The following is a 24304-nucleotide window of genomic DNA, read 5'->3' on the forward strand; positions in this document are numbered from 1 at the left end:
CCTTCGCTCACTGCGCGGCCACGGCAGCAGCACGCGCCAGATTGGCTTCGTATTGTCCCTTGGCGGACAGATACTGCTTCGGCCAGTTGACCGCTGTGATGCCGATGCGCGCGGCTTCGTGCAGCGTCCAGGCCGGGTCGGCGAGATGCGGCCGCGCAATCGCGCAGAGATCCGCGCGGCCAGCCGCGAGAATCGAGTTGGCGTGATCGGCCTCGGAGATCGCACCGACTGCAATCGTCTCGATGCCGACTTCGTTGCGGATCAGATCGGCGAATGGCGTCTGGAACAGGCGGCCGTAGATCGGCCGTTCCTCCTTCCAGACCTGTCCCGAGGAGCAATCGATCACGTCTGCTCCCGCCTCCTTGAACATCGCAGCGAAGATCGCGGCGTCCGCCGGCGTGTTGCCGCCTTCGGTCCAGTCATGGCAGGACAGCCGCACCGACATCGGCCGATCGGATGGCCATGCCGCGCGCATCGCCCTGAACACCTCCAGCGGAAAGCGCGCACGAGCTTCGTGGCTGCCGCCATATTCGTCGGTCCGCCGGTTGGTCAGCGGCGAGAGGAAGCTCGACAGCAAATAGCCATGGGCGCAATGAAGCTCGAGCCAATCGACCTTGGCGTCGGCAGCACGGTGCGTTGCGGCGACGAAATTGTCGCGGACGCGGTCCATGTCGCTGCGGTTCATCTCCCGCGGCAACTGGCTGTGCGGCAGATAGGGCAGCGCGGAAGCCGAGATCAGCGGCCAATTGCCCGAAGCCAGCGGCTGGTCAATCCCCTCCCAGGCGAGCCGGGTCGATCCCTTCCGCCCGGCATGGCCGAGCTGGATGCCGACCTTGGCGTGTCCGACGCTATGGATCAAATCGACCAGCCGGCGCCATTGTGCCGCTTGCTCATCATTCCAGAGCCCGAGACAGCCCGGCGTGATCCTGGCATCCGGCGAGACGCAGGTCATCTCGGCAAAGATCAACGCGGCGCCGCCCATGGCGCGCGCTCCGAGGTGGGCGATGTGGAAGTCGTTGATGAGCCCGTCCTTCGCCGAATACATCGCCATCGGTGAAACCATGATGCGGTTCGCCAGCGTGAGGCCGCGCACGCGGTGCGGCGTCAGCATCGGCGGCGGTACCCGTTCGCCGTCCTTGACGACGATGCCCGAGCGCGCGGCAAACCATCGCTCGAATCCTTCCAACCAGGCACGGTCGCGCAGGCGCAGGTTTTCATGGCTGATGCGCTGCGAACGCGTCAGCATCGAATAAAAGAATTGCGGCGGTTCGAGCGTATCAGCATAGCGCCGGCCGACTACTTCGAACCATTCCATGGCATTGCGCGCGGCGTTCTGGATGCGCGCCACGTCGACGCGACGCACTTCCTCGTAGGCCTCCAGCACGGTCGGGATGCCCTCGCGTCCGTGACCATGGCGATCGAACTGGTTGGCGAGCTCGATGGCGTCGTCGAGCGCGAGCTTGGTGCCCGACCCGATGGCGAAATGCGCGGTGTGCGCGGCGTCGCCCATCAGCACGACGTGGGAGCGGCCGTTGAACACGTTCCATTTGCCGCAGATCAGGCGGCTGAAATTGAGCCAGGCCGAGCCGCGCAGATGGCGGGCGTTGGTCAAAAGCTTCGCACCGTCGAGCGTCTCCGCAAAGATCTTCTCGCAGAAGTCGATCGACTCCTGCTGATCGAGCTCGCCCAGCCCGTGAGCATTGTAGGCTTCTTCCGTGGTCTCGACGATGAAGGTCGAGGTCTCCGCATCGAACTTGTAGATATGTGCCTGGAACCAGCCGTGCTCGGTCCTCTGGAAATCGAACGTGAAGGCGTCGAACGCCTTCTTGGTGCCGAGCCAGATGTAGCGGTTCGGCCGGATCACCATATCCGGCTGGAACTGTTCGGCATAGCGGGCACGAATCCTGGAGTTGACCCCGTCGCAGGCGACGATCAGGTCGGCGTCGGGAAATTCGAGATCGGACTCCACCTCGCGCTCGAAGGCGAGCTCGACACCCAGAGCCTCGCAGCGCCTCTGGAGAATGTTGAGCAGATGCTTGCGACCAATGCCGATGAAGCCGTGGCCGGTCGTACGCTGGCGCGTCCCCTTGAAGACGAGCTCGATGTCGTCCCAATGATTGAAGGCGTTCTCGATCTCGGCCGCGCTCTCGGGGTCGGCAAGGCGCATCGCAGACATCATGGCATCGGAGAACACCACCCCCCAGCCAAACGTATCGTAGGGCTTGTTGCGCTCGACGACCGTGATGACATGCTCCGGATGTCGACGCTTCATCAGGAGGCCCAGATAGAGGCCGGCCGGCCCGCCGCCGATACAGACTATGCGCATGATCCCTCGCTTTCGCGCGTTGCGCCGAGCTCTCACCCAATTATTTTAAGTATAAAATATTTCCTCGATGCGTGCATTGTCAAGACGGTTCTGCAAAGACGTTGGAGGCAAGCCCCTCACCGCAGCACCGATCATGAAATTTAGTGTAGATCGGATGCACGGCGGCGCCGATTCCGGATCCTTCGGAGGCAGCCTTGAATTTACTTTTGGCACGAACTATCTTGCCGACGTCCACGAGAGCTGCGCCAGCTTTCATGAGCCACGAAGCCCGGGAGATTCGATTGGCACTCGCGAAGGAGTCCACGCCTGTTTCGGCCAGGAATGAGACGGATCAGGAGGCCGAGTACAGGGCTCAGACACGCCTTTGGCTCCGACTGCTCGCCTGCACGTCCCTCATCGAAGGCGAGTTGCGGCGCCGGTTTCGCGAAGAGTTCGACTTCACGATGCCCCGCTTCGACGTTCTCGCCCAGCTCGACCGCGAACCAAGCGGACTTGTGCTGGGAGAGCTGCCCAAGCGCCTGATGGTCTCGGCCGGGAACCTCACGCCAATCGTCGACCGCCTGGTCGCAGATGGATACATCACCCGCACGGCGTCGAACCTCGACCGGCGCGTGCAGATCGTCTGTATGACGGTCGAAGGCCGCAAGATCTTCAGGCGAATGGCCAAGAGCCACGGCGCATGGCTTGCCGAGCTGCTGGCGGATTTCCCGGCAGACCGGTTCGATGGATTGATCGGCGAGCTCGACGAACTCAAGGCCGCCGTCAGGGACGCCCTGCAAAAACCTTGAGCGAATACAACGTCAGCGTCGTATCTTCACTCCGGCCGCTTCGCGATCCCATGTATCCGTCGTGACGCCGGCATCGCGCAGCACGCCCTTCTTGATCTTGCCGTTCTCCGTCAGCGGCATCTGACTGAGGATTCGCACATAACGCGGAATAGCGAAATAGGCGATCCGCCCTTCGCAATGCCTGACGATGTCGACGGGCTGTAGCAAGTGGCCCGGTTCCAGCAGAATCGCAGCAGCAACTTCATCCTCACCCAACTCCGATGGCAGCGGGTAGATCGCGCAGGCAGCGACCGCGGGATGCGCCTGGATGGCCTGCTCGACCTCCCACGAGGACACGTTCTCGCCACGCCTGCGGATGGAATCCTTCATGCGATCGACGAAGCGATAATGCCCGTCGGAATCGCGAACGACCCGATCGCCGGAGTGGAACCAGAGATTTCGCCAGGCCTCCACGGTCTTCTCCGGCATGCCGAAATAGCCGGACGCGAACGCAAAGGGTTCTCTCGCGCGAAGCACGAGCTCGCCGGCCTCTCCATCAGGCAGCGCGGAATCATTCTCGTCGACGATCCGCGCCTCGATGCCATCGGCCAGGTACCCCATAGTCCCCGCCCGATCCGACGGGATCGTGCCGGCGAACACAAAATTCGTCTCGGTCGACCCGTAGCCGTCGACCAGCGGTACGCCGAAGCGCTCGCGGAACGGGCCGTGGATTTGCGGCGGCACGCCGCCGCCAAGCGCGACACGAAGACGATGCATTGACTCGTCTGCGCTCTTCGGCTGCGCCAGGAGCATCGACGCCATCGCACCGAGCAGATAGCCGACCGTCGCATTGTGGTGTCGCGCGGCAGCCCAAAAGCCGGAAGCAGAGAACTTCGACTCGAGCACGTACGTGCATCCGTTCAGCAGCGCCTGATAGAACGCATTCAGCGCGTTGGTGTGGAACAGCGGCAGCGTCGTGAACAGCACATCGCCCTCGCGGATTCCGAGCGCGCGCGCCGAATAGATGCCCCACCAGAACAGCTGCGCCTGCGGACAGCACACACCCTTCGCAGGCCCCGTGGTGCCCGACGTATAGAGGATCGCAACGGTGTCACCGGGACGGACGGCGCCCGCCGGGGCTGCGGCGCCAAGAGGCGGCAGCGGGACCGCGGAAATCCTGGCACCGACCGCGTCGGCGCCAGCTCCGATGATCCAGGTCCGAGGCGGCAGCTCGACATCCGCCTCGACACTATCGACCGCGCTGGCGAACTGAGCCTCGACGACGAGAAGCGCGGGTTGCGAGTTGCGGAAAATGTGTGACAGCTGGAAGCCGCGCAACGCGGTATTGATCGGGACGGCGATCGCCCCCAGCCACGCACAGCCGAGATAGACCTGCAAGAACTCCGGACGGTTCGAGCACATCAGCGCGACCCGGTCGCCCGGCTTGATCCCGGCATCGACCAGCGTCTGGGCCGACGCAGCCGCAATCGCCGCAGCCTGCGCAAAGGTCCAACGCGTCTCCCCGGCCACGAGCAGAAGGCGGTCGCCGTAACGCTCCGCCTGCCGCGTGAGCATCGTCGAGAGGATGCGCTCAGACGGCGGAAACGACGCCATCGCGCGCGCCCAGGCAGGCGTCACGTCCTCACCGCCGACCACCTCGCTGATGTTCGCCAGCGCATCTTTCTCCATTGCGACCATGCTCGCACCTCAAGGCAACAGCTTGTACTTGCCGTCCTCGATCTGAACCATGATGCGCGAGCGATCGTCGACCCCATGCCGGTCCGCCGGCGTGTAGGTGTAGACGCCCTGCGTCCCGACCACCTCTTTGGTGGTGAACAGCGCCTGGCGAATCGCGGTACGGAACTCAGGTGAGCCTGGTTTGGCACCGGTTTCCAGCGCACGCTTGGCGGCGTCGGCGAAGATCAGCCAGCCGTCGAAGGAATAGGACGAGAATGAATCCGTCGGCGCCTCGCCGTTGGCCTTTTCGAAGGCCGCGCGGAAATCCAGGGCGACCTTCTTTATCGGATTGCTGGCCGCAAGCTGCTCCGCCGCGGTCACAGGTCCGGTCGGGCACATGATGCCGTTGGCGGCTTTGCCGGCCAGACGAAGGAAATCGGCGCTGATCAGCCCGTGATTGCCATAGAGCGGTCCCTTATATCCACGCTCGGACAGAGCGATGACCGGCAGCGCGCCTGGCGTGCCGGTGCCGCCGAGCATGATGGCGTCGGGACGCGCGGCGAGTGCGCGCAGCACCTGAGCCGTCACCGAGGAGTCCGACCGGGCATAGCGTTCGTTGGCGACGACCTTGATGCCAGCGGCCTTCGCACTCTGCTCGAGCGAATTGTACATGAGATCGCCGAACGCGTCGGAGAAACCGATGAAGGCGACGGTCATCAGGCCCTTGGCCTTCATGTGGTCGACGATTCCTCGCACCAGAAGCGGCGTCGGCTGCGGCGTCTGCACGACCCAGGGACCGCCGTCGCCTGACGGCACCGGTGCGATCGGCGACACCGCGATCATCGGAATCTTCATCTCGATGGCCGCGGTCGCCATCGCGAGCGTCTGGGGAGCGCCGGACGTGCCGATCAGGATATCGACCTTCTCCTGTTCCACCAGCTTGCGCGCATTGCGTGCCGACGCGGTCGGATCGGAGCCGTCGTCGAGCTGGATGACCCGCAGCTTCTCGCCGCCGATTTCGCCGATATAGACCTGACCTGCCGCGATCCCCTTCGCGTTGGGAATACCAATCGATGATACCGGCCCGCTGAGGCCGGTGACGAATCCGACGAGGATCTCGGCCTGCGCGAATTGCGGAACGGCAAGCAGCAATGCAGTGAAAGCCACCAGGCTCTTGATCAAGTTCATGGCACCTGTCTTACGTGAGAATTTCTTGGTCTGATTGGCGAGCGCCATGGATTGGGCTCAGGTCGACGACGCCAGAGCGATGACTCGAAGCGGGCTGCCGGAACCGTTCTGGATCTTCAGTGGCGAGGCCACGATGACGGCGCCGGTGGCCGGAAGCTGATCCAGGTTACACAGGCATTGCAGGCCGTAGCGGCCCGCGCCGTGCAGAAAGTGATGCGCGGGATAAGGCGGCTCGAAGTGCCCGGCCTGCCCCGCATCCGTGCCGATGGTTTCGGTGCCGAAACCGATGACACCGCGCTCCTCCACCAGCCACTTCATCACCGCCGGGTTCGGGCCCGGCGTATGCGCGCCGTCGTCCCCGAGATTGGAGTAATCGCGCCAGCCTTTCTTCGACCAGTCGGTCCTGAGCAAGACCCAATTTCGCTCGGGGATCCGGCCGTGCCTGGCTTCCCAGGCTTCGACAATCGGGACGGTCAGCAGGAAATCGGGATCCTGCGCCGCCTGCGCCGAGCAGTCGATGACACAGGCCGGTGCGATCATGTCCTTGGCCGGCATCGTGTCGACGGCATTGTTCGGCAGGTTCTTGCCGGTGAACCAGTGAATCGGCGCGTCGAAATGCGTGCCGGTGTGTTCGCCGAACGTAACGTTGTTCCAGTACCAGGCCGGCCCGCGACCATCGTATCGCGATATCTCCTGGATGCGGACAGGCGCGGCCTGACCGAACTCCGGCGGGAGGACGATGACCGGAAAGTCCGGACTGAGTGTGAAGGTCAGATCGACGACGCGCACCGCGCCGGAAGAAATCGCACTCGCCAGCTCCAGGAGATTGCTTTGCATCGTCACGTCCTCCAGCTCGGTTGAAATCCCGCTTCTTATCGGTCGAGCTCGCGCTCGAGCGCTTTCGGATTGGCCGCGAGACGTTGCCGGATCTCCTCGGCGACATCTCCGACATACATCTCTTCGAGCCCGTTCTTGAGGCCCGACACGATCGCCTGCGCGATCACGCGCGGCGCGACCTTCGGCGGCGGCACGGTCTGGAACCATTCGGTGTCGACAGGGCCGGTGAACAGGTTCATCACCCGGACGCCGCCGGGCCGCAGCTCCGCGCGCAAGCAATGCGACAACGACAGGCACGCCGCTTGCGAAGCCGAGTAGGCGCCGAAGGCGGGCCAGTTCGCCAGTGCATAGACCGAGAGAATATTGACCCATGCGGCACTGCTGTTGATACCGTCGGCACCGCGCATCCGCATGGCGGGGCCAAAGGCTTGAGCCAGATTGATGAAGCCGAGATAGGCCTGATCGATCTCGTCCCGTGCGATGCTCGTGCCCCTGCGGTCGAGCAGGCCGCCCGGCCGGACATATTCCGTCGTGTTGACGAGAATATCGACCTTGCCGCCGATGTCGGCCGCAAGATCGGTAGCCGATTTTTCGTCAGCCGCATCGAGAGTCACGATTTCGATCCTGTCCTGACCGCGCAGCCGCTCCTCGCCGGCGAACGGCCGCCATGGTTCGGCAACGCCGACGAACACCGTCTTGGCGCCCGCCGCCGTCAAGGCGGCGACGGCTTCCTGACCGATGACGCTGCGGCCGTTGGTGACGAGCGCGCGACGAAATTTCGGATCGGCCGTCATCTCCCGCCACTGCTTGTCGTCCGCCATGTGGGGAGTCTCCGCTTCGGGGTGGGCAAAGGCCACCGCCTGGCCGCTCTTGTCGAGTTGCAACGACATCCTGACAGCCGCACCCTCTGCGCAGTCGGCATGAAGATGTGCGACGATCGTCGGACCGCAATCCATCTTGACGAGGCCGATCCGCCACGGCGCCCGTTCGCGGAAATAGACGTCGCTCGGCACCCGTGCCGTTGTCTCGGCAAGCAGTACACCTCGCCGCGGCGCATCGACGAAAGCGAGGCCGGCCGAAAGACAAGATGGGCAGGCTTCGCGCGCCGGATAGGCAAAGGCGCCGCAAGCCTCGCAGCGCTGCAGCATAAAGCGGCCTTCGGCGGCCGCGCGCGTGAACCCGTGCGACATCCTGCTGCGCGGTCGCGGGGGCGAGGCCGGTAGCCGCGTCCGCAGCAGCGGGTTCTTCCGCCGGGGCGGCTTGATCGGCTCTGTCATCGCGAAGGTCCAGCAAGGATCGCGGCGCCCGAGGCGAGACCACGATCATAGTTGATCATACCGAACCCGGAGGCCAGAGCGAGGCTCGCATTCCTGACCTGCGTGGGACCGGCACTGCCCAGAACCTGCCGCAGCCCTTCAACGAGACCGAGATAGGCGCCGGCGGCGCCGGCCTGCCCGACCGAGAGCTGTCCGCCCGAGGTATTGTGCGGGAAGTCGCCGTCGATGGTGAGATCGTGTTGCCGCACGAACTCAGCGCCCTCGCCCTTCCCGCAGAAGCCGAGATCCTCGAACTGCATCATCGTGATGACGGGATAGTCGTCATAGGTCTGCACGACATCGAGATCGTCAGGCTTCACGCCGGCCATTGCATAGAGCTCGCCGACGTCCATCGCCCAGCCGCCGCGCACCTGCATCGGATCGTCGGCAAAGGCATTGTGCCGCTCGATCGTCGAAAGGAGTCGCGCGGCGGGCAGCTTCAGCGATGAAGCCGTCTCATCGCGCATGACGAGGAAAGCTTCCGCGCCCGCACAGGGCATCACGCAATCAAACAGGTGGATCGGATCGGAGATCGGCCGGGCCGCCAGGTATCGCTCGAGCGTGAGCGGCGCCTTCATGAGCGCATGCGGGTTGCGCAGGGCATTGGCGCGCTGGGCGACAGCGATCTTGCCGACGTCCTCGCGCGCGACGCCGAACATTCGCATATAGTTGCGCGCAATCAGCGCAAAGCTGGCATTGGCGCCGCCCGCGCCGTAAGGATAGACGGCGTCCTGATTGAACCGCGAGAAATTCTCCAGCGTCAGCCTGAACGAATCGACGTGATTGGTGTCGCCAGCGACGCACGCCACGACGTCGGCATCGCGCGCCTGAACCGCGCGCGCGGCCTTGCGGAGCGCCGCGATGGCGCTGGCGCCGCCGAGCGGGATCGTGTCCAACCACCGGACGCAGAGCCCGAAATGCTGCGTCAACCCGACGCCACTGTCCGTGCCCATGGTGAAACTGGAGACGCACAGGCCGTCGATATCGGAGGCCTTGATGCCGGCCTGCGCAACGAGTGCGCTCAGCGCCCGCCCGATCCACCACTGCGCGCTCTCGATGGAGTAGCGCACATAGGGAATCGTGACGGGAGCCGCGATCACCACGCCGTCATATGGTGCGCGCAAGGTGTTGGTCACCGACCGCCCTCGTTCATCCGCCTCAGACCACCGTCAGTTTCACGTCAATGTTGCCGCGGGTTGCGTTCGAATAGGGGCAACGCTCATGCGCACCGGCAACGACCTCTTCGGCCATGGCCTTCTCGACACCGGGCAGGTTGACCTTCAGCTCGACAGCGAGCGCATATCCGACGGGCACCGGCCCCATCGCAACCTTCGCAGTCACGGACGGCTCGGCAGAGGGCACCACCTTCCGCGTGCGCGCGACGAGCTTGACCGCGCCGAGAAAGCAAGCGGCATAGCCGGCCGCAAAGAGCTGCTCGGGATTGGTGCCTTCGCCACCGGGACCACCCATCGATTTCGGCAAGGACAGGGACACCGAGAGCAGACCGTCAGCGCTGGCCGCCTTGCCATCCCGACCTCCGGTCGCCGTCACCTCGGTCTCGTACAGGATCTTTTCGGGGGTCATCATGATTTGTTCTCCAGAAACGGTGTTTCGACGACTAGCGACTGTTACGGGCAAGTAGCGCGCGGAAGTCATCGCGGGCCTGAGCGCTGGCCCGCCTGAAGCTCGGTCCGCGGCTGGGCTCGGTGCCATTGAGCTTGCGGAGTTGTACCCACATCTCGGCACTCTTGAGCGCCACGGCCGCGCAGTTGACCACCGGAGCGTGGCCGACCTTCAGGCCATGCTCTCGCCCGATCAAGAGGCCTGGCAACACGCCGGCCGGGATCACGACATCCGCGCCGCGTTCCACCAGCGGGAGAGCGCAGGCGACGAAGTCCTTGATCATGCGGGCTTGCGCGGCAGCGTTTCCGGCGAACGCATCGGCGAAATCATCCGGCCTGCAGCCAAGGCCGGTCACATGGACGACGCGATCGCCGAGGCCGTAACGCTCAGCCTGCTCATAGTGCAAGACCTCGAATACGGGATCGAGCGTCACAAGACCTAGCCGCCGCCCGAGTTGAGAGGCCGCCAGCAACGTCGCCTCGCCAGCCCCGATCACGGGAATGTCGAGCGCCGAGCGCAGCTCGTAGAGTCCGGGATCCTGAAAATGCCCCATGACGAAGGCGTCGAAACCACCCTCCTCCGCTGCGATGCCGTTGTCGATTGCCTGGACTGCACAGCGCAATTCCGCGAGCCGTCCGAACTCGCGGTCCGGCGGACTGATGCCCTGGACGTGGACCGTCGTGCCTGGCGCAGCGATGTCGTTCAGGTATTCCGACAGCCGCGCCATGTAGGGCGCATTCACGCTCGCATCAACAAAGCTCTGCCAGAAGATGCGCATCGTCCTTCTCCTCAAGCGGTGATCGGAGGATCAGTCGTCGGCTGCCGATGAATATATTTCAATCATAAACTAATTCACGCGTCAAATGCGCGCGGCCGCGACGGCGACCAGTGCCGTCGGGGTCAAGGCGAGCACGGCGTTTTCGATCGATCGAATAGCGCAGAAGCGCCGCACACTGACGAAATTGTATGCAACAACATTTTTTTCTGACAGCCCCGTGACACGTGTTGACGGCGCCACCGGAGTTACTTTAGGCTTTAAGTAATTTCTCGCCGGTGAAGGACCGGTGGCCATGACAATGATGTTGCAGGGCACCGATTTTGAGAGACTCGATCGTGTGGACAGTCGCCGTGCTCGAACAGCCGGCCTTAGCAGCAGCATCGCCGGTCGCGCATCGCGGCGGCATCGACGACCTTTCATCGCCCCGGAAAAGGCCCGCTTGCATGTGCCGGTGGGCCTATCGTTCGCGCGGCACGCAACATCATGGCTGCTGAGCGCCGGGCCAGCACACTCTCTTCGGTCGCGCCCGGTATTTGGCGCCGCAGCAATGTTTTCAATCGGTCGGTTCGTCGTTCGGTGACCCCGCGCGGCAGCATCGAAGCATTCCTATCCAGCATCAACGGAGGAGAACGCATATGCGCAAGGCTCTGAGTTTACTTGCACTTGCTGCCGGCATCGTCACAGCCCCCGCCGCGCGGGCCGATATCACCATCGGCTTCGTCACCTCGCTCAGCGGCAACGGCTCGTCGATCGGCATCCCCTACGGGCGCGGCATCAACGCGGCCTATGAATACAAGAAGACCGTTAACGGCGAGACCATCCGCCTGATCCAGCTCGACGACGGCTCCGACCCGTCGGCCGCGACCCGCAACGCCCGCAAGCTGGTGGAAGAAGAGAAGGTCGACCTCCTGATCGGCACGGCGACGGCGCCCTCGACCATCGCCATGGCGGCAGTGGCGAGCGAATTGAAAGTGCCGATGATCGCGGTTTCGCCGATCGGCAAACTGCCGGAAACACCCGAGCAGTGGGTGGTGTCGGTGCCGCAGCCTGCATCCCTCCTCGTCAAGATCATCGCCGATCGCATGAAGCGCGATGGCATGAAGAACATCGGCTATATCGGCTTCTCCGACGCCTGGGGGGACCTCGTCTACAACGGCGCCAAGGCGGCGGAGGCCGCCGGCGACGTCAAGATCCAGACCAACGAGCGCTATGCGCGCACCGACACTTCGGTCACCGCGCAGATCCTCAAAGTGCTTGCGGCGCGGCCGGACGCCGTCCTGGATGGTGGCTCGGGGACCCAAGGTGCGCTGCCGCTCCTCAGCCTCGCGGAGCGCGGCTTCAAGGGAAACACCTACGGCACGGTGGCGCTCGTCAATCCGGACTTCGTGAACGTCGGCGGCAAGGCGGCCGAAGGCATCCAGGTCTCCGCCGGCCCGGTCATCGTGGCCGAGCAGCTGCCCGACGAACACTTCGCCAAGAAGATCGCGTTGGATTTCCGCAGCGTCTACCAAAAGGTCCATAACATCCCCACCACCGATGGCTTCTCCGCGTACTCGTTCGACGCCTGGCTGATCTTCGCCAATGCAGCGGAGCGCGCGCTCAAGACGGCCAAACCCGGCACGGCGGAATTCCGCGCCGCCCTGCGGGACGCGATCCTCAGCACCAAGGAGCTGCCCGGCGTGCACGCCATCTACAACTTCAAGCCCGGCGCCGTGACCGGCGTCGATGAGCGCGCGCTGGTCGTGGTGCGCCTGACGGGCGGCGCCTGGAAATACGCGCCGTAGTCGGACAGGGCAGGCCACCAGAACAAGGGGGACGGCGTTCTCAATGACGAGCGACATCGCAGCCATTCTTGCGATCGACGGGATCGCCACCGGCGCAGTCTACGCGCTGGTGGCGATCGGGACCGTCCTCATCTTCACGGTGACACGGGTCATCTTCATTCCCTTTGGCGACATCGCAGCCTTCACTGCGCTGACGCTGGCGGCGCTCGACGCTAAGCGCTTTCCGGGCACGGGCGCGCTGGTCGTCATCCTTGCGTGCCTCGCAACCCTGATCGAAATCGTCTCGCTGCTGCGCAATGGCGAGCGTCAGCTGCTTCCGCGCGCTCTCTTCTTCTATCTCGCATTGCCGCTGGCCGTTGTTGGTCTCGCCTGGCTGACCATGCGCGCCGATCCGCCGCTCGCCATCAGGCTCGTGCTGGCCTTGATGCTGATCACCCCCATCTCCCCGCTGCTGGACCGGATCGTCTTCCGTCCCATTGCGGACGGAACGGTGCTGCTGCTCCTGACCGTCTCCGTCGCCCTGCACTTCGCGCTGGTCGGCCTTGGGCTGCTCTTCTTCGGTCCCGAGGGTGTCAGGACCGAGCCGCTGACGTCATTGTCGACCGAGCTTGCGGGCGTGCTGATCTCGGGCCAGACCATGCTGATCGTGATCGCAGCCCTCGTCTTCTCTGGCCTGCTCTATCTCTTCTTCGACTTCACGCTGGTCGGTAAATCGCTCCGCGCCACGGCCGTGAACCGGACCGGCTCCCGCCTGATGGGCATACGTCCCGCCCGCGCCGGCACCATCGCCTATCTCCTGGGCTCGCTGATGGCCGGCGTCTCCGGAATCCTGATCGCGCCCGTCAACACCATATTCTACGATTCCGGCTTCCTGCTCGGCCTCAAGGCCTTCGTCGGCGCCATCGTCGGCGGCATGACCAGCTATCCCGGCGCGGCCATCGGCGCGGTCGGCGTCGGTATCCTCGAAAGCTTCGCATCCTTCGAGAGCAGCGCGCTGAAGGATGTCATCGTGTTCTCGCTTCTGATCCCCATCCTGATCTGGCGATCCCTCGCCTCGCTGCATTCCGAGGAGGAGATCGAGGAATGACGCGCCTTCACGTTCAGCTCGCGGCGGTGGCGGCGGTAGCGTGCCTCGCGCTCGCGCCATTCGTCCTCAACCCCTTCAGCATCACGCTGATGAACTATATCGGCATCTATTCGCTGGTCGCGATCGGCCTTGCCTTGCTCACCGGCGTCGGCGGCATCGTGTCCTTCGGACAGGCCGCCTTCGTCGGCGTCGCGGCCTATGCCACGGCCTGGGTCTCTGCTCTGAACGGATATTCGCCGTGGCTCGGCCTCGTGTTCGGGGTGGCGCTGACCTGCGGTGTCGCGACCGTCCTCGGCGTCGTCACCTTGCGGCTCCAGGGCCATTTCCTGTCGCTCTCGACCGTCGCCTGGGGGCTCGCCATCGGCTTCCTGTTCGGCAATGTCGAGGGACTCGGGCGCTTCAACGGCATCTCGTCGATCCCGCCGATCAGTATCGGATCGTTCGCGCTCGTCTCGAGCGCCCAAATCTATTTCCTGATCTGGGGCATCGTCGTCGTGGTGCTTTTCCTCGGCTACAATCTCCTGGACTCCCGGGTCGGCCGTGCCATGCGCGCGCTGCGCGGCGGCAATATCCTGGTCGAAAGCCTCGGCATCAACGCGTTCCGGATCAAGCTCGTGACCTTCGTGATCGCGGCCTTCCTCGCCTCGCTCTCCGGCTGGCTCTACGCCCATATGAGCCGCTTCATCAGCCCGGGCCCGTTCGAGGCCGGCATGGGCATCGAATATCTGATGATGTCGATGGTCGGCGGCGCCGGCAGCTTGCTCGGCGGCGTCGTGGGCGCCGCTATCGTCACCCTGCTCAAGAACAGCGTGCAGGACTATCTGCCGCTGATCGCCAAGGGCGCGTCCGGCCAGCTCGAGATCGTCGCCTTCTCCGCGCTGTTCATCCTGTTCCTGCAATGGGCGCGGCAGGGCATCGTGCCGTTCGTCGCGCGCTACTTGCCGAAGATCAAGCGCGAACGGCCGCCAGCCGCCCCGCCACTGCCCCGCCGTCCCCAGCCGAAACCGGGCGAACTGCTTCTGAAGGTCGACGGCGCCGAACGGCGGTTCGGCGGTCTCGTCGCGGTCAACAATGTCAGCTTCGAAGTCCGCTCCGGCGAGATCCTCGCCGTCATCGGCCCAAACGGCGCCGGCAAGAGCACGATGTTCAACTGCCTGACGGGCGCGCTCAGGGTCAACAAGGGCGAGATCGTCTTTGCCGGACGCGACATCACGCGCGATCCACAATCCCGCATCGCGAGGGACGGAATCGCCAGGACCTTCCAGCATGTGAAGCTGCGGCCGCGCATGAGCCTGCTCGAGAACGTCATGCTCGGCACCTACGCGCGCACCAGCACGGGCCTGTTCGCCGGCGCCCTCCGCCTCAACCAGCGCGAGGAAGCCAGCACCCGGCACGAGGCCTTGAAGCAGCTCGAGCGCGTCGGGCTCGGCGACAAGCCGTTCGAGCTCGCGGGCAATCTGCCGCTCGGCAACCAGCGCATCCTGGAGATCGCGCGCGCGCTCGCCGCAGACCCGGCGCTGCTGGTGCTGGACGAGCCCGCCGCGGGCCTGCGTCGCCAGGAGAAGCTCAGGCTTGCGGAGCTGCTCCGCTCGCTGCGGTCGGATCATCTGACCATCCTGATCGTCGAACATGACATGGAGTTCGTGATGTCGCTGGTCGACCGCATCGTCGTGCTCGACTTCGGCTCCAAGCTCTGCGAGGGCGCGCCTGCCGCGATCCGGAGCGACGAACGGGTTCAAGAGGCCTATCTCGGAGGCGTCGCGTGAGCGAGATGTTTTCCATGACGGATGTGACCGTCTGCTACGACAATGTCGAAGCGGTCCGCAACGTCTCGCTGTCGGTCGAGGAAGGCCAGATCGTCACCGTGATCGGCCCGAACGGCGCCGGCAAGACCACGCTGCTGATGGCCGCTATCGGATTGCTCGCCTCCCGCGGCCGCCTCGTCTTTCAAGGCAACGACATCGGCAGGATGTCCGTCGAGGACCGCGTCGAGCGCCGGCTGTGCCTCGTGCCGGAGAAGCGCGAGCTGTTCTCCGACATGTCGGTCGCCGACAATCTCCTGCTCGGCTCCTACAGCCTGCGCGACCGCTCGGGCGTCCAGAAGACGCTGGACGAGGTCTATGATCGCTTTCCGCGCCTGAAGGAGCGGCAGCGTCAGGCCGCTGGCACCCTCTCCGGCGGCGAGCGCCAGATGTTGGCGCTCGGGCGCGCGCTGATGGCCAAGCCGAAGCTGCTCATGCTCGACGAGCCGAGCCTCGGCCTCGCACCGCTGATCGTGCGCGAGATCTTCCGCACCATCGCCTCGCTGCGCGATCTCGGCGTCTCGATCTTGCTGGTCGAGCAGAACGCCCGCGCCGCGCTGGAGACGGCCGATTACGGCTATGTGCTCGAGACCGGCGAGATCGTGCAGTCGGGCCCCGCCAAGGATCTCATCCACGATCCCCGGCTGATCACGGCCTATCTCGGCGGACACTAGCGCCGGCCTGGATCAGGCCCCGCTCGCTGAAAACACAAAACGCCGAAAACAACCCCATGCACAGTAGCCGGTGACAGCGATTTCAATGACTTGGCGGCGAGCCTTGCGGATTTTACGAAAACACGTTGTTCCGTCGGGCAAAACAGGGGCATAATGCCATCATCGCCCCAATTCCAGTTGGTGCGAGTTGAGCAGCTCGTGGAGCTTGGCTTGACCGTCTGTTTCGCGCGCCGAACCGGGCGAGCGCTACGCAAGGACCCGGCTTTCGATTTCGCCGCGCTCGATCGTCAGCGTCACGTCGGCGAAGGTCTCGAGCAGCTTTGGGTTCGACTCGGTGATCAGCAGGGTAATGTCCCGGTCCTGCGAACGAAGCCGACGCAGCGCTTCGGCGTACCTCTGCGCCAGCACAGGGGCGAGTCCCTGGAACGGCTCGTCCAGAATGACGAGGCGGGTGCCTAGCATCAGGGCGCGCCCGAGGGCGACCATCTTGCCTTGGCCGCCCGAGACGGATCCCGCCGGGCGACTCGCCAGTTCCTTGAGTTCCGGCAGGACGGAGTAGGTTCGCTCCAGCCGCCGGCGCGCCTCGTCCGCGCTAAGTTTAGCGACGCGACCGGGCAGAAGAATGTTTTCTTCCACCGTAAAAGCCGAGAAGAGACGACGGTCCTCGGGGGCGTAGCCGATGCCTAAGAAGGGCCGGCGATGCGGAGGAACATGCCCCAGGTCCTGACCGCCCAGGCGCACGATGCCGCTCGCCTTCGTGAAGCCCATGATGGTCCGTACCGTCGTGGTCTTGCCGGCGCCGTTTCGCCCGATGAGCGCGGCGGTCGCGCCCGGCGGCAGCGAGAAGCTGACGTTGCGCAGCACCGGCGCATCGGCGATCGCGACGTTGACGTTCTCGAAGTCCAGCATCGCCGTCATATGCCGATCACCTGTTCGCGGACCTTGGGATCGGCCAGAACCTCCGCGGGCGTGCCGACCTTTTGGATCTTCCCGACGTTCCACACCGCGACTCGGTGGGCATAGCGCTCCACCATGTCCATGTCGTGCTCGACGAAGACCGAGGTCACCTTCTCCTTGGCGAGCGCGGACGTCAGGATGTCCATGATCTCCAGCTTCTCTGCGGAGGCAACGCCCGAGGTGGGCTCGTCCATCAGCAGCAGTCTGGGCTTTAGCGCGAGCGCCAGAGCGATGTCGACCAGCTTGCGTTGTCCCTCGGGAAGCTCCCTTGCCTTGCGAGACGCGTACGACTTGACGCCGACGAGATCCAGAAGGCGCTCCATTTCAGGCAGCTCAGGCAAGGCGGAAAGAGCCGTGAAGCCGGAAGGGCTTCCCAGCCGCGAGGCCGCGGCGATCAGCATGTTCTCCATCACAGTCTGATCAAGAAAGAGCTGCGGTATCTGAAAGGCCCGCGCGATGCCAAGCTTGGTGATCGTGCGCGGGAGCTGCGCGGTGATTTCCTGGCCAAGGAAGGTGATGGTTCCGGCCTGCGGCCGCAGATAACCCGTCGAGATGTTGAGGAAAGTGGTCTTTCCCGCGCCATTCGGTCCGATGATCGCGAGGTTCTCGCCTTGGAGCACATCCAGATCGATACCGTCGGCGGCGACGACACCACCGAACCGGATCTTGATGCCCTTCGCGGAAAGGAGGACGTTGGCCATCAATGTCCTCCTTGCTTCGCCTGGCCGTAGCGCTGCCTGAGACCTATCAGTCCGTTAGGCGCATAGAGAATGATGACGATCAAGACCGCGCCGAGGATCAGCTGCCAGGTGTCGGCCAGGTGGGCCGCCGCATAGAAGCGCACGCACTCGAACATCGCCGCGCCGGCGAACGCTCCGAAGGCGTGGGCGCTGCCGCCGAGGATCGCGATAAAGACGAACTCGCCCGACTTCGTCCAGAACCCGAACTCGGGCGTGGCGATCTGCTGGATGATCGCCACCAGCGTGCCGCCGATGCCGCCGAGAAAAGCCGAGATTACGTAACCTATCAGAAGCACGCGCCGTGCGGACGTCCCGAGATACTCGAGCCGGGTCTCGTTCGATTTGACGGCACGCAGCATGTGTCCGAGCGGGCTATCGAGATAGCGTTGCACGCCGTAGAAGGCGACGACCGCGATCAAGAGGCTCACGTAAAGAATGACGTACTGGAAGGTTTCGGGCGTAAACGACAGCCCCAACAGGGCCGGACGAGGGACCCGGATGCCGTCGGCGCCGTTGGTGTAATGAAACATCTTCTCCAGCAGCGACCACAGCACCATCGAAAACGCCAGATTCAGCATTCCAAAAAAGATCTCCCGGTAGCGCACGACGAAGAGCCCGACGATGAGGCCGAAGACGGCGGAGGTTATGCCGCCCAGCGCGATGAAGAGCACGATGTCGCCGCCACCGACGTACTTGCCCCAGAACGCCGCGGTATATGCCCCGGTAGCGAAGAACATTGCATGTCCGAACGACACCTGTCCCGCCTGCAGCAGAAGAATGATACCGAGAACGACGATGCCCTTCGCTAGGATCAACGCGAACAAGGTTGCCCAGCTCGCTACAAAAAGGGGCGCGACGGCGCTGGCCAGAAAGAAGATAGTCGCGATCGTGGTGACCGGCTTGATGCGACCGCTCATCATATTTTCCTTACCTGCACGGCGCCGAACAGGCCGAACGGACGCACCAGAAGCACCAGCACCATCAGCAGATAGGGAACGAGAACTTCGAATTCCGGCTGGAGATAGATCACGAAGGCACGGGTCAGGCCGATCATCAGCGCGGTGAGCGCGGTGCCCTCGATCTGGCCGAGACCAGCGGTCGCAGCGACGGCAAAGGAAAGCACGATCATATCGGCGCCCATACCGGGGACCAGCGAGGTGGTCGGCGAGGCCAGCGCTCCTCCCAACGCGGCCAGACTCGCTCCGATGACGAAAGTGACGAAATATACGCGTTTTGCGTCAATCCCAATGGCCGTCGAAGCTTCGCGGTCCTCCGTGACCGCAAGGATCACCGCTCCCGACAGGGTCCTGCGCAGGAAGTAGCGGAGCCCGAACAGCGTCGCCAATGCGACGCCGGGCAGCAGAATGACCTGGTATGACGTGTAGCTGACGCCGAACACGGCGATGTTGGGAAGTAGTCTCAACGGCTCCGCGGCGAAGATGGGCTGCACGCCCCAGATCAGACGCTGCAGGTTGTCCATGATCATGAAGGCGGCGAAAGTGATCAGAAGCTGGAGGACGTCCTCCTGTCCAGAGAGCGGTCGCAGCAGAAACCGTTCGATGAAACCGCCGCACACGACGCCGATCACGATGGAGGCGGCCAGCAGCGCGGGATAGGTGAGCCAAGGCGAGATCGGGGCGATTGCAAGGCTGAACGTCGCAGCCAGGTAGGCGCCGAACGCGTACAGCGAACCGTGCGCGACGTTGACCACGCGCAGCACGCCGAAAATCAGGCTGAGCCCGACAGAGACCAAGAACACCAGTGCGGCGTAGCTGATCCCATCGAGGATCGCCAAGATAGCAAGTGTCGAGTTCATGATGGCCTTCGAAAAAAGGTCCGTCCTCCGGGACGCGGCTCGGAGGACGGGAATCAAAAGTCGAGCGTGCCGTTACTGAGCTTTGAAGGTCGGCACGTCCATCTTGACGAAGTCCGGCTTGAGCGTCTTGAGCCACTCAACCGACCGTACGCCCGCCGGGTTGGTGATCATCTTCGGATCGAAGATCATCATGTTGTCGAGCAGCTTGAAGTCGTACCCCGGAACGGACTTGGTGACGCCGACCAGCTGAGCTTCGAGACCCTGGTTGTCCTCGGGCCGCAGCGTAATCGGACGGCCGAAGCCGGTGGCGAACTCAATACCCGCCGTCGCGTCGACGACCTGTTCGCGCGTGGGCCAGTTGCCGCCGTTGGACTTGATCGCCTTGTCGTAGGCGGTCTGCAGAGCCTTGAATGCCTGCGCCATGTGATAGACCGGATAGATCGGCCATGCACCGGTCTTCGCCTTGAAGGCTTCATTGAACGCCTTGAAGGCCGCGTCGTTCTTCTTCTCGGGATGCAGGAACCAGTGGTCTCCGCGCGCGCCGACGATCAGGCCTTCGGGCAAGTCCTTGCCCAGCCGCTGGATCGATGATTCGCCGATCCCGAGCACGAAGGTCGACTGCTGCAACAGGCCGCGTTGACCGGCCTGGCGGACCAGCGTGTCGAGATCTCCGCCCCAAGACGTGGTCAGAACCACATCCGGCCGCAGCGCCAACAGACGGGAGACTTCAGTGGAGTAGTCCGGTGCGCCGAACTTCGGGAAGAGCTCCGCGACGACTTGCACGTCCGGCTTCATCGCCTTGAGCGCGGTCGAAAAGATCTCCCAGCTCTCCCGACCCCATGCATAATCCTGATTGACCACCGCGATGGTCTTAAAGTCGGGCTTGGTCTTGAGCAGGTAAAGGAGCACGGCCAGCATTTCCGGCGTGCCATTCGCCTGAGTCCGGAAATTGTACCGGTACTTCTTGGTTTCGAGGATGGAGGCCGCACCGCAGTCCCACATGAAATTCATGACTTTGAGGTCTTCGGCGACGGGCACCAACTGGGTGCAGCTGCCCGACGAGATCGAAGCAAACGTGGCATCGACCTTTTCGTCCTGCACCACGCGTCGGTAGTTCGAGACGAGCGCTTCGCCTCCCGCGCCTTCGTCGATGAAGGAGAGCTTGACCGGCACGCCGCCGATGCCGCCCTTCTTGTTGAGGTCCTCCGCGATCATCTCCGCCGCGGCCTTCGCCGGCACACCAAAGACTGACGCAGGGCCCGACAGGAACGTCGTGATGCCGATTTTGAGCTCCGACGGCTTGTTCTGCGCAAGCGAGGTGCCCGTAAAGGCCGCAACTACAAGCCCGGCCGCAACCGCAGCCTTGAGAAACTGCATTGAAAATCCTCCCTGTTCTATTGTTGCGCCCGGTTTCAGCCGCCGTGCGCTTCTTCTTGCAACAACGCTACTATAATTGTCGCGTGTTGCCAGCCCTCTTATGCCATTCGCGAGCCGACGAACCCGGTTCGACGCCCTCGCCCATTTTGTCGGCTGCGCATCCGGCCCCAAATGGTCGATGCCTCCAATTCCAGCGCGCGAAAAAACAAACACCGACCGCGCTATGCGCTTTGGGCCCATCGCGACATACTGCGCCGCCGCACGAACTCGGTCGCTATAGGAGCAAAGCAGACGCTGCTTTTGACCGCATCACGCCGCCGGGTTATGGGTACACGGCCTAGGACCTCGCCGCCACCACCCTGGTCAGCATCGGAAAATGCTTGTTGCCGCCTGCGAATGGCGGGAATTTCATGAAGTCGGCACGCATGTGCTTGATCACGTCGGAGCCGAGTGCGTGCGCGAGGGCTTGCGGGCTGTCGAACACCAGCTTGTTGCGTTGCATGTGCTCGACGCGCCGCGACGGCAGCCGGTCGACCCAGTCGATGCGGGTGTAGATCTCGATCTGGCGGACGTTCGGGAAGGTCCGCATGATCGACGGGTGGTGCTCCAGATAATGCAGGTTCCAGGCGTTCATATCCTCGGCCGGGCCGGGATAGTGCACGAGGTAACTGCACGGGGTCGTCGTTCCCGCCGGATGCTCCGCGACATCGACGGGAAACGCGCGCGTCAGCATCACCTGGTGTGTGACATCGAGTCCGGTGAAGCCGGATAGCCCGGCCCCTGTTGCGAGGCTGGCAAGGACGCCGCCGCGGTCCATCGCGGCCTCGCAGGCGAACAGGTCGGAAAACCGGAGTTGCAGCGCAAAGGCGGGGCCGGCGCCGTCGGCCTTGTAAGGATGGTCGACCGACTGTTCGAGCGGCGTGAACAAAAGGGCCTCGGTCATGTCGGGGATCGATCCGACGAGCTCCGCCACAGTGCCGACCTCGTCAGGACGAACTCGCCGTTCTCCTGTGGAATCGGAAAATGTCATGAACAGCGAGATCATGCGCGCGTTGCCTCGGTCCCCTCGCCCACACTCACATGCGCCAGCAGTGCGAAGCGAATGTCATCGGGCCATGGGATGGCATGATGATCGACCAGCGAAGTCGCAGCAAGGACTTGGCGCGCGCGCCAGCGCGGGCCATTCGCGCCGGAGATGACATGCGCGAGATGGAGAGATGACCCACCGACCCTGATGATGCGCAGGTTGAATGTCAGGAGATCGCCGAACATCGACGGCCGGGAGAAATCGCAATTGAGGTGCACCGTGGGCGTTCCGATCTTCCGGACCGTGATCAGCTCCGGCCATGGAAAACCGATTCCAGCCCAGAAATCTTCGACGACGCCGTTGAGAATGTTTAAATAAGACGGGAAGTACGCGATCCCCGAGGGATCGCAGTCTCCGAACCTGAGCTCGCGCTCGAACGAAAAATTCGTCATCAGATCGCGACGACGGGGTGGCGGATGACACCGACGCCGTCGACGCCGGCCTCGACCACGTCGCCCGGCCAAAGCCATTCCTGCGGGCTCATGCCGGCGCCGACGCCTTCAGGTGTTCCCGTGGCGATGATGTCGCCCGGCTCGAGCGTCATGCCCGACGAAATGTCCGATATCAGCACCGGAATGTCGAAGATCATGTATTTGGTGTTGGAATCCTGCTTCATGACACCGTTCTTGGTCAGCCACAGCCGCAGATCGTGTGGATCGGCAATCTCGTCCGCTGTCACGATGCAGGGGCCGAACGGCGCATAAGTGTCCATGCCCTTGGAGAAGATCCACTGTCCGGCGCGGCGATTGTCGCGCGCGGAAATGTCGATCATCACCGAATAGCCGAAGACGTGGTCCATCGCCTTGTCGGTCGCGATGCGCGTTGCGGTCTTGCCGATGATGACGGCGAGCTCGACCTCCCAGTCGAGCTGCTGCGTCATCTTCGCATTATGCTGGATCGCCGCGCCCGGGCCGATCACCGAGGTCGGCGGCTTGGAGAAGACGACCGGCTGCTTCGGCAGGTCCTTGTCCGTATCCAGGCTCTTGGCCGATTCCGCCACATGCGCCCGGTAGTTCAGCCCGATGCCGAAGATGTTTTTCCGGGGCCGCGGGATCGGCGCCTGGAGCTTGACGTCTTCGACCGCAACCGCCGAGCCGGCCGGGAAGCGGCCATCGGCGTCCGCCAGTGCCTCCTTAAGCGCAGGCAGCAGCGTCACGCTGTTGTCGATGAACGACAGCATTTCACTCGGCCATGTCACGCCGCTGGACGCACCAAGGTGCTCAACATCGACGACCAATCCATTGACGAGGGCTCCAAGACGGGCACCGCTGGAGCCCAAGGTGTAGGTGACGAGACGCATGAAAGCTTCTATCCGGCTGTTCTGGTTGAATTCTGCAAGAGCATGTCAGGCGGCAACCGACTGGTAACCGCCATTGTCGCCATAGGCCTCTTCCCGATAGAGCCCGAGGCCTTCGATGACGGGCAGATCGTTGAAGCAGAACAGGCAGGCATCCTCGCTCGCCGAGGCATTGCCGTGCTCGTGCCAGGCCCAGGAGGGAACGCAGAAGATGTCGCGCTCTTCCCATTCGAGCCGCTTGCCGCCGATGATCGAATAGCCGCGCCCCTTGGCGACCTGGTAGATGAAGCTGCCGGTGTGCCGGTGCGACTTGGTCTTCTCGCCGGGGCGCAGCAGCTGCATGCTGGCACCGATCGTCTGCATCACGTGCCCGCCGGTGATCGGGTTGACGTAGTTCATGAGGATGCCGTCATAGGGCGAGCCATCGGTCGCGGCCGCATATTTCTGCAAGGATTCGTAGGTCGGCTCCCACTCATATTTGAACATCGGCGAATAGCCCTTCGACCAGCGCGAGTCCGCCGGCCGAAGGCCGGGATTGCCCCAGGTCCGGGTCATGTCGTCCACGGGGTAGCCGGACGGCTCCTGCTGGATCTTGGGATGCACGACGAAGAAATTGGCTTCCAGCGCGTTGACGAGCGGGATGTCCAAGCCGTCCTGCCAGATGCAGACCGAGCCGTTGCCTTCGACACCATGCTCGTGCCAGGTGCCGTTCGGCGTCAGCACGAAATCCCGCGCGCCCAGCGTCATCTTGTGACCGTCGACGATGGTGTAGGCGCCCGCGCCCTCCATGATGAAGCGCAGCGCCGAGGCCGAGTGGGCGTGGGCCGTGGCGACCTCGCCGGGATGCATCACCTGCAATCCGGAATAGAGCCAGCCGACCGCGGCCGACACGTCGCGCCGCCCGGGATTGTTGAGATAGATCACCCGCCGGCCGGCTTTCTCGGGCGAGACCAGCTCGACCGAGCGCAGCACGTGCTCGCGCAGATCCTTGTAACGCCAGAGCACGGGAACCGAGGCCGATTGCGGCGCCCACGGCTCGATCTTGTTGGCGACGGTCCAGAGCGCTCCGGCTTCGTACCTTTCGAGATCCTTGTAATAGGCCTCGAGCTCCGGGGTGTCCTCGACATTGGCCCGGCCGATCACGTTCTCGCGCATCCTATCCTCCAAGTCC

22 protein-coding genes are annotated in these 24304 nt (G+C 63.8%); 5 read left to right on the forward strand and 17 right to left on the reverse strand.

What is annotated here, in order from left to right:
• Positions 1-7 precede the first annotated feature (7 nt).
• A complete protein-coding gene (locus ABIA45_RS12750) occupies positions 8-2326 on the reverse strand; it encodes a bifunctional salicylyl-CoA 5-hydroxylase/oxidoreductase (RefSeq protein WP_271540751.1) in 2319 nt (772 codons plus the stop codon).
• A 281-nt stretch (positions 2327-2607) separates the two neighbouring features.
• On the opposite strand from ABIA45_RS12750, the gene ABIA45_RS12755 reads away from it, so the two are divergent.
• Positions 2608-3114, forward strand: coding sequence for a MarR family winged helix-turn-helix transcriptional regulator (locus tag ABIA45_RS12755; protein WP_128262334.1), 507 nt, complete (start codon positions 2608-2610; stop codon positions 3112-3114).
• 12 nt (positions 3115-3126) lie between these two features.
• Here ABIA45_RS12755 and ABIA45_RS12760 read toward each other — a convergent pair whose 3' ends face one another.
• From ABIA45_RS12760 to ABIA45_RS12790, 7 genes are read right to left on the reverse strand one after another with little or no spacing between them, the layout of a single operon-like run.
• The gene (locus tag ABIA45_RS12760; RefSeq protein ID WP_404655664.1) at positions 3127-4782 is read right to left on the reverse strand and encodes an ATP-dependent acyl-CoA ligase; all 1656 of its coding nucleotides are present in this window, start codon (positions 4780-4782) and stop codon (positions 3127-3129) included.
• Positions 4783-4800: 18 nt separating this feature from the next.
• Entirely contained in the window at positions 4801-5958 is a 1158-nt protein-coding gene (locus tag ABIA45_RS12765) for an ABC transporter substrate-binding protein (RefSeq protein WP_404541875.1), read from the reverse strand.
• A gap of 57 nt (positions 5959-6015) precedes the next feature.
• Positions 6016-6795 (reverse strand): cyclase family protein, encoded by a 780-nt coding sequence (locus tag ABIA45_RS12770; RefSeq protein WP_404652254.1) that lies wholly within the window; start codon positions 6793-6795, stop codon positions 6016-6018.
• Between the two features lie 35 nt (positions 6796-6830).
• Positions 6831-8072: an SDR family NAD(P)-dependent oxidoreductase gene (locus ABIA45_RS12775; protein WP_404652255.1), complete on the reverse strand. Its 1242-nt coding sequence runs from the start codon at positions 8070-8072 to the stop codon at positions 6831-6833.
• Positions 8069-9247, reverse strand: a complete 1179-nt coding sequence (locus ABIA45_RS12780) for a thiolase family protein (protein ID WP_404652257.1) — start codon at positions 9245-9247, stop codon at positions 8069-8071. The genes ABIA45_RS12775 and ABIA45_RS12780 overlap by 4 nt, the downstream gene beginning before the upstream one ends.
• Positions 9248-9269: 22 nt before the next feature.
• On the reverse strand, positions 9270-9698 hold the full coding sequence (locus tag ABIA45_RS12785) for an organic hydroperoxide resistance protein (RefSeq protein WP_338025305.1): 429 nt from the start codon (positions 9696-9698) through the stop codon (positions 9270-9272).
• A gap of 31 nt (positions 9699-9729) precedes the next feature.
• Entirely contained in the window at positions 9730-10512 is a 783-nt protein-coding gene (locus ABIA45_RS12790; protein ID WP_404652259.1) for an aspartate/glutamate racemase family protein, read from the reverse strand.
• A 635-nt stretch (positions 10513-11147) separates the two neighbouring features.
• On the opposite strand from ABIA45_RS12790, the gene ABIA45_RS12795 reads away from it, so the two are divergent.
• Genes ABIA45_RS12795 through ABIA45_RS12810 form a run of 4 tightly spaced genes read left to right on the forward strand, consistent with a single transcriptional unit; the run spans position 11148 to position 15859 of the window.
• Positions 11148-12296, forward strand: coding sequence for an ABC transporter substrate-binding protein (locus ABIA45_RS12795; protein WP_036013421.1), 1149 nt, complete (start codon positions 11148-11150; stop codon positions 12294-12296).
• A gap of 43 nt (positions 12297-12339) precedes the next feature.
• On the forward strand, positions 12340-13383 hold the full coding sequence (locus tag ABIA45_RS12800) for a branched-chain amino acid ABC transporter permease (protein WP_157282377.1): 1044 nt from the start codon (positions 12340-12342) through the stop codon (positions 13381-13383).
• Positions 13380-15149: an ATP-binding cassette domain-containing protein gene (locus tag ABIA45_RS12805; RefSeq protein ID WP_404652261.1), complete on the forward strand. Its 1770-nt coding sequence runs from the start codon at positions 13380-13382 to the stop codon at positions 15147-15149. Before ABIA45_RS12800 ends, ABIA45_RS12805 begins: the two co-directional genes overlap by 4 nt.
• Positions 15146-15859, forward strand: coding sequence for an ABC transporter ATP-binding protein (locus ABIA45_RS12810; RefSeq protein ID WP_109144179.1), 714 nt, complete (start codon positions 15146-15148; stop codon positions 15857-15859). The genes ABIA45_RS12805 and ABIA45_RS12810 overlap by 4 nt, the downstream gene beginning before the upstream one ends.
• A 246-nt stretch (positions 15860-16105) precedes the next feature.
• Here ABIA45_RS12810 and ABIA45_RS12815 read toward each other — a convergent pair whose 3' ends face one another.
• From ABIA45_RS12815 to ABIA45_RS12855, 9 genes are all read right to left on the reverse strand, one after another.
• Positions 16106-16777: an ABC transporter ATP-binding protein gene (locus ABIA45_RS12815; protein WP_404652264.1), complete on the reverse strand. Its 672-nt coding sequence runs from the start codon at positions 16775-16777 to the stop codon at positions 16106-16108.
• Positions 16774-17517, reverse strand: a complete 744-nt coding sequence (locus ABIA45_RS12820) for an ABC transporter ATP-binding protein (protein WP_128262344.1) — start codon at positions 17515-17517, stop codon at positions 16774-16776. Before ABIA45_RS12820 ends, ABIA45_RS12815 begins: the two co-directional genes overlap by 4 nt.
• Positions 17517-18473 (reverse strand): branched-chain amino acid ABC transporter permease, encoded by a 957-nt coding sequence (locus tag ABIA45_RS12825; protein ID WP_225131369.1) that lies wholly within the window; start codon positions 18471-18473, stop codon positions 17517-17519. Before ABIA45_RS12825 ends, ABIA45_RS12820 begins: the two co-directional genes overlap by 1 nt.
• A complete protein-coding gene (locus ABIA45_RS12830; RefSeq protein WP_036013410.1) occupies positions 18473-19372 on the reverse strand; it encodes a branched-chain amino acid ABC transporter permease in 900 nt (299 codons plus the stop codon). The genes ABIA45_RS12825 and ABIA45_RS12830 overlap by 1 nt, the downstream gene beginning before the upstream one ends.
• 72 nt (positions 19373-19444) lie before the next feature.
• Entirely contained in the window at positions 19445-20962 is a 1518-nt protein-coding gene (locus tag ABIA45_RS12835) for an ABC transporter substrate-binding protein (protein ID WP_271540760.1), read from the reverse strand.
• A 124-nt stretch (positions 20963-21086) separates the two neighbouring features.
• On the reverse strand, positions 21087-21794 hold the full coding sequence (locus tag ABIA45_RS12840; protein ID WP_404652266.1) for a hypothetical protein: 708 nt from the start codon (positions 21792-21794) through the stop codon (positions 21087-21089).
• A complete protein-coding gene (locus ABIA45_RS12845; protein ID WP_404652267.1) occupies positions 21791-22228 on the reverse strand; it encodes an acyl-CoA thioesterase in 438 nt (145 codons plus the stop codon). Before ABIA45_RS12845 ends, ABIA45_RS12840 begins: the two co-directional genes overlap by 4 nt.
• A complete protein-coding gene (locus ABIA45_RS12850) occupies positions 22228-23136 on the reverse strand; it encodes a fumarylacetoacetate hydrolase family protein (RefSeq protein WP_271540763.1) in 909 nt (302 codons plus the stop codon). Before ABIA45_RS12850 ends, ABIA45_RS12845 begins: the two co-directional genes overlap by 1 nt.
• Positions 23137-23181: 45 nt before the next feature.
• Positions 23182-24288, reverse strand: coding sequence for a cupin domain-containing protein (locus ABIA45_RS12855; RefSeq protein ID WP_271540764.1), 1107 nt, complete (start codon positions 24286-24288; stop codon positions 23182-23184).
• Positions 24289-24304 lie beyond the last annotated feature (16 nt).

The sequence above is a fragment of the Bradyrhizobium sp. USDA 336 genome (assembly GCF_044908355.1).
Lineage (GTDB): Bacteria > Pseudomonadota > Alphaproteobacteria > Rhizobiales > Xanthobacteraceae > Bradyrhizobium > Bradyrhizobium yuanmingense.

What these genes read in the sequence shown, in the direction of transcription:
- ABIA45_RS12750 (WP_271540751.1), bottom strand. Translation starts at nt 2,326, where the DNA reads ATGCGCATAGTCTGTATCGGCGGCGGGCCGGCCGGCCTCTATCTGGGC.
- ABIA45_RS12760 (WP_404655664.1), bottom strand. Translation starts at nt 4,782, where the DNA reads ATGGAGAAAGATGCGCTGGCGAACATCAGCGAGGTGGTCGGCGGTGAG.
- ABIA45_RS12765 (WP_404541875.1), bottom strand. Translation starts at nt 5,958, where the DNA reads ATGAACTTGATCAAGAGCCTGGTGGCTTTCACTGCATTGCTGCTTGCC.
- ABIA45_RS12770 (WP_404652254.1), bottom strand. Translation starts at nt 6,795, where the DNA reads ATGCAAAGCAATCTCCTGGAGCTGGCGAGTGCGATTTCTTCCGGCGCG.
- ABIA45_RS12775 (WP_404652255.1), bottom strand. Translation starts at nt 8,072, where the DNA reads ATGACAGAGCCGATCAAGCCGCCCCGGCGGAAGAACCCGCTGCTGCGG.
- ABIA45_RS12785 (WP_338025305.1), bottom strand. Translation starts at nt 9,698, where the DNA reads ATGATGACCCCCGAAAAGATCCTGTACGAGACCGAGGTGACGGCGACC.
- ABIA45_RS12790 (WP_404652259.1), bottom strand. Translation starts at nt 10,512, where the DNA reads ATGCGCATCTTCTGGCAGAGCTTTGTTGATGCGAGCGTGAATGCGCCC.
- ABIA45_RS12795 (WP_036013421.1), top strand. Translation starts at nt 11,148, where the DNA reads ATGCGCAAGGCTCTGAGTTTACTTGCACTTGCTGCCGGCATCGTCACA.
- ABIA45_RS12800 (WP_157282377.1), top strand. Translation starts at nt 12,340, where the DNA reads ATGACGAGCGACATCGCAGCCATTCTTGCGATCGACGGGATCGCCACC.
- ABIA45_RS12805 (WP_404652261.1), top strand. Translation starts at nt 13,380, where the DNA reads ATGACGCGCCTTCACGTTCAGCTCGCGGCGGTGGCGGCGGTAGCGTGC.
- ABIA45_RS12815 (WP_404652264.1), bottom strand. Translation starts at nt 16,777, where the DNA reads ATGACGGCGATGCTGGACTTCGAGAACGTCAACGTCGCGATCGCCGAT.
- ABIA45_RS12820 (WP_128262344.1), bottom strand. Translation starts at nt 17,517, where the DNA reads ATGGCCAACGTCCTCCTTTCCGCGAAGGGCATCAAGATCCGGTTCGGT.
- ABIA45_RS12825 (WP_225131369.1), bottom strand. Translation starts at nt 18,473, where the DNA reads ATGAGCGGTCGCATCAAGCCGGTCACCACGATCGCGACTATCTTCTTT.
- ABIA45_RS12830 (WP_036013410.1), bottom strand. Translation starts at nt 19,372, where the DNA reads ATGAACTCGACACTTGCTATCTTGGCGATCCTCGATGGGATCAGCTAC.
- ABIA45_RS12840 (WP_404652266.1), bottom strand. Translation starts at nt 21,794, where the DNA reads ATGATCTCGCTGTTCATGACATTTTCCGATTCCACAGGAGAACGGCGA.
- ABIA45_RS12845 (WP_404652267.1), bottom strand. Translation starts at nt 22,228, where the DNA reads ATGACGAATTTTTCGTTCGAGCGCGAGCTCAGGTTCGGAGACTGCGAT.
- ABIA45_RS12850 (WP_271540763.1), bottom strand. Translation starts at nt 23,136, where the DNA reads ATGCGTCTCGTCACCTACACCTTGGGCTCCAGCGGTGCCCGTCTTGGA.
- ABIA45_RS12855 (WP_271540764.1), bottom strand. Translation starts at nt 24,288, where the DNA reads ATGCGCGAGAACGTGATCGGCCGGGCCAATGTCGAGGACACCCCGGAG.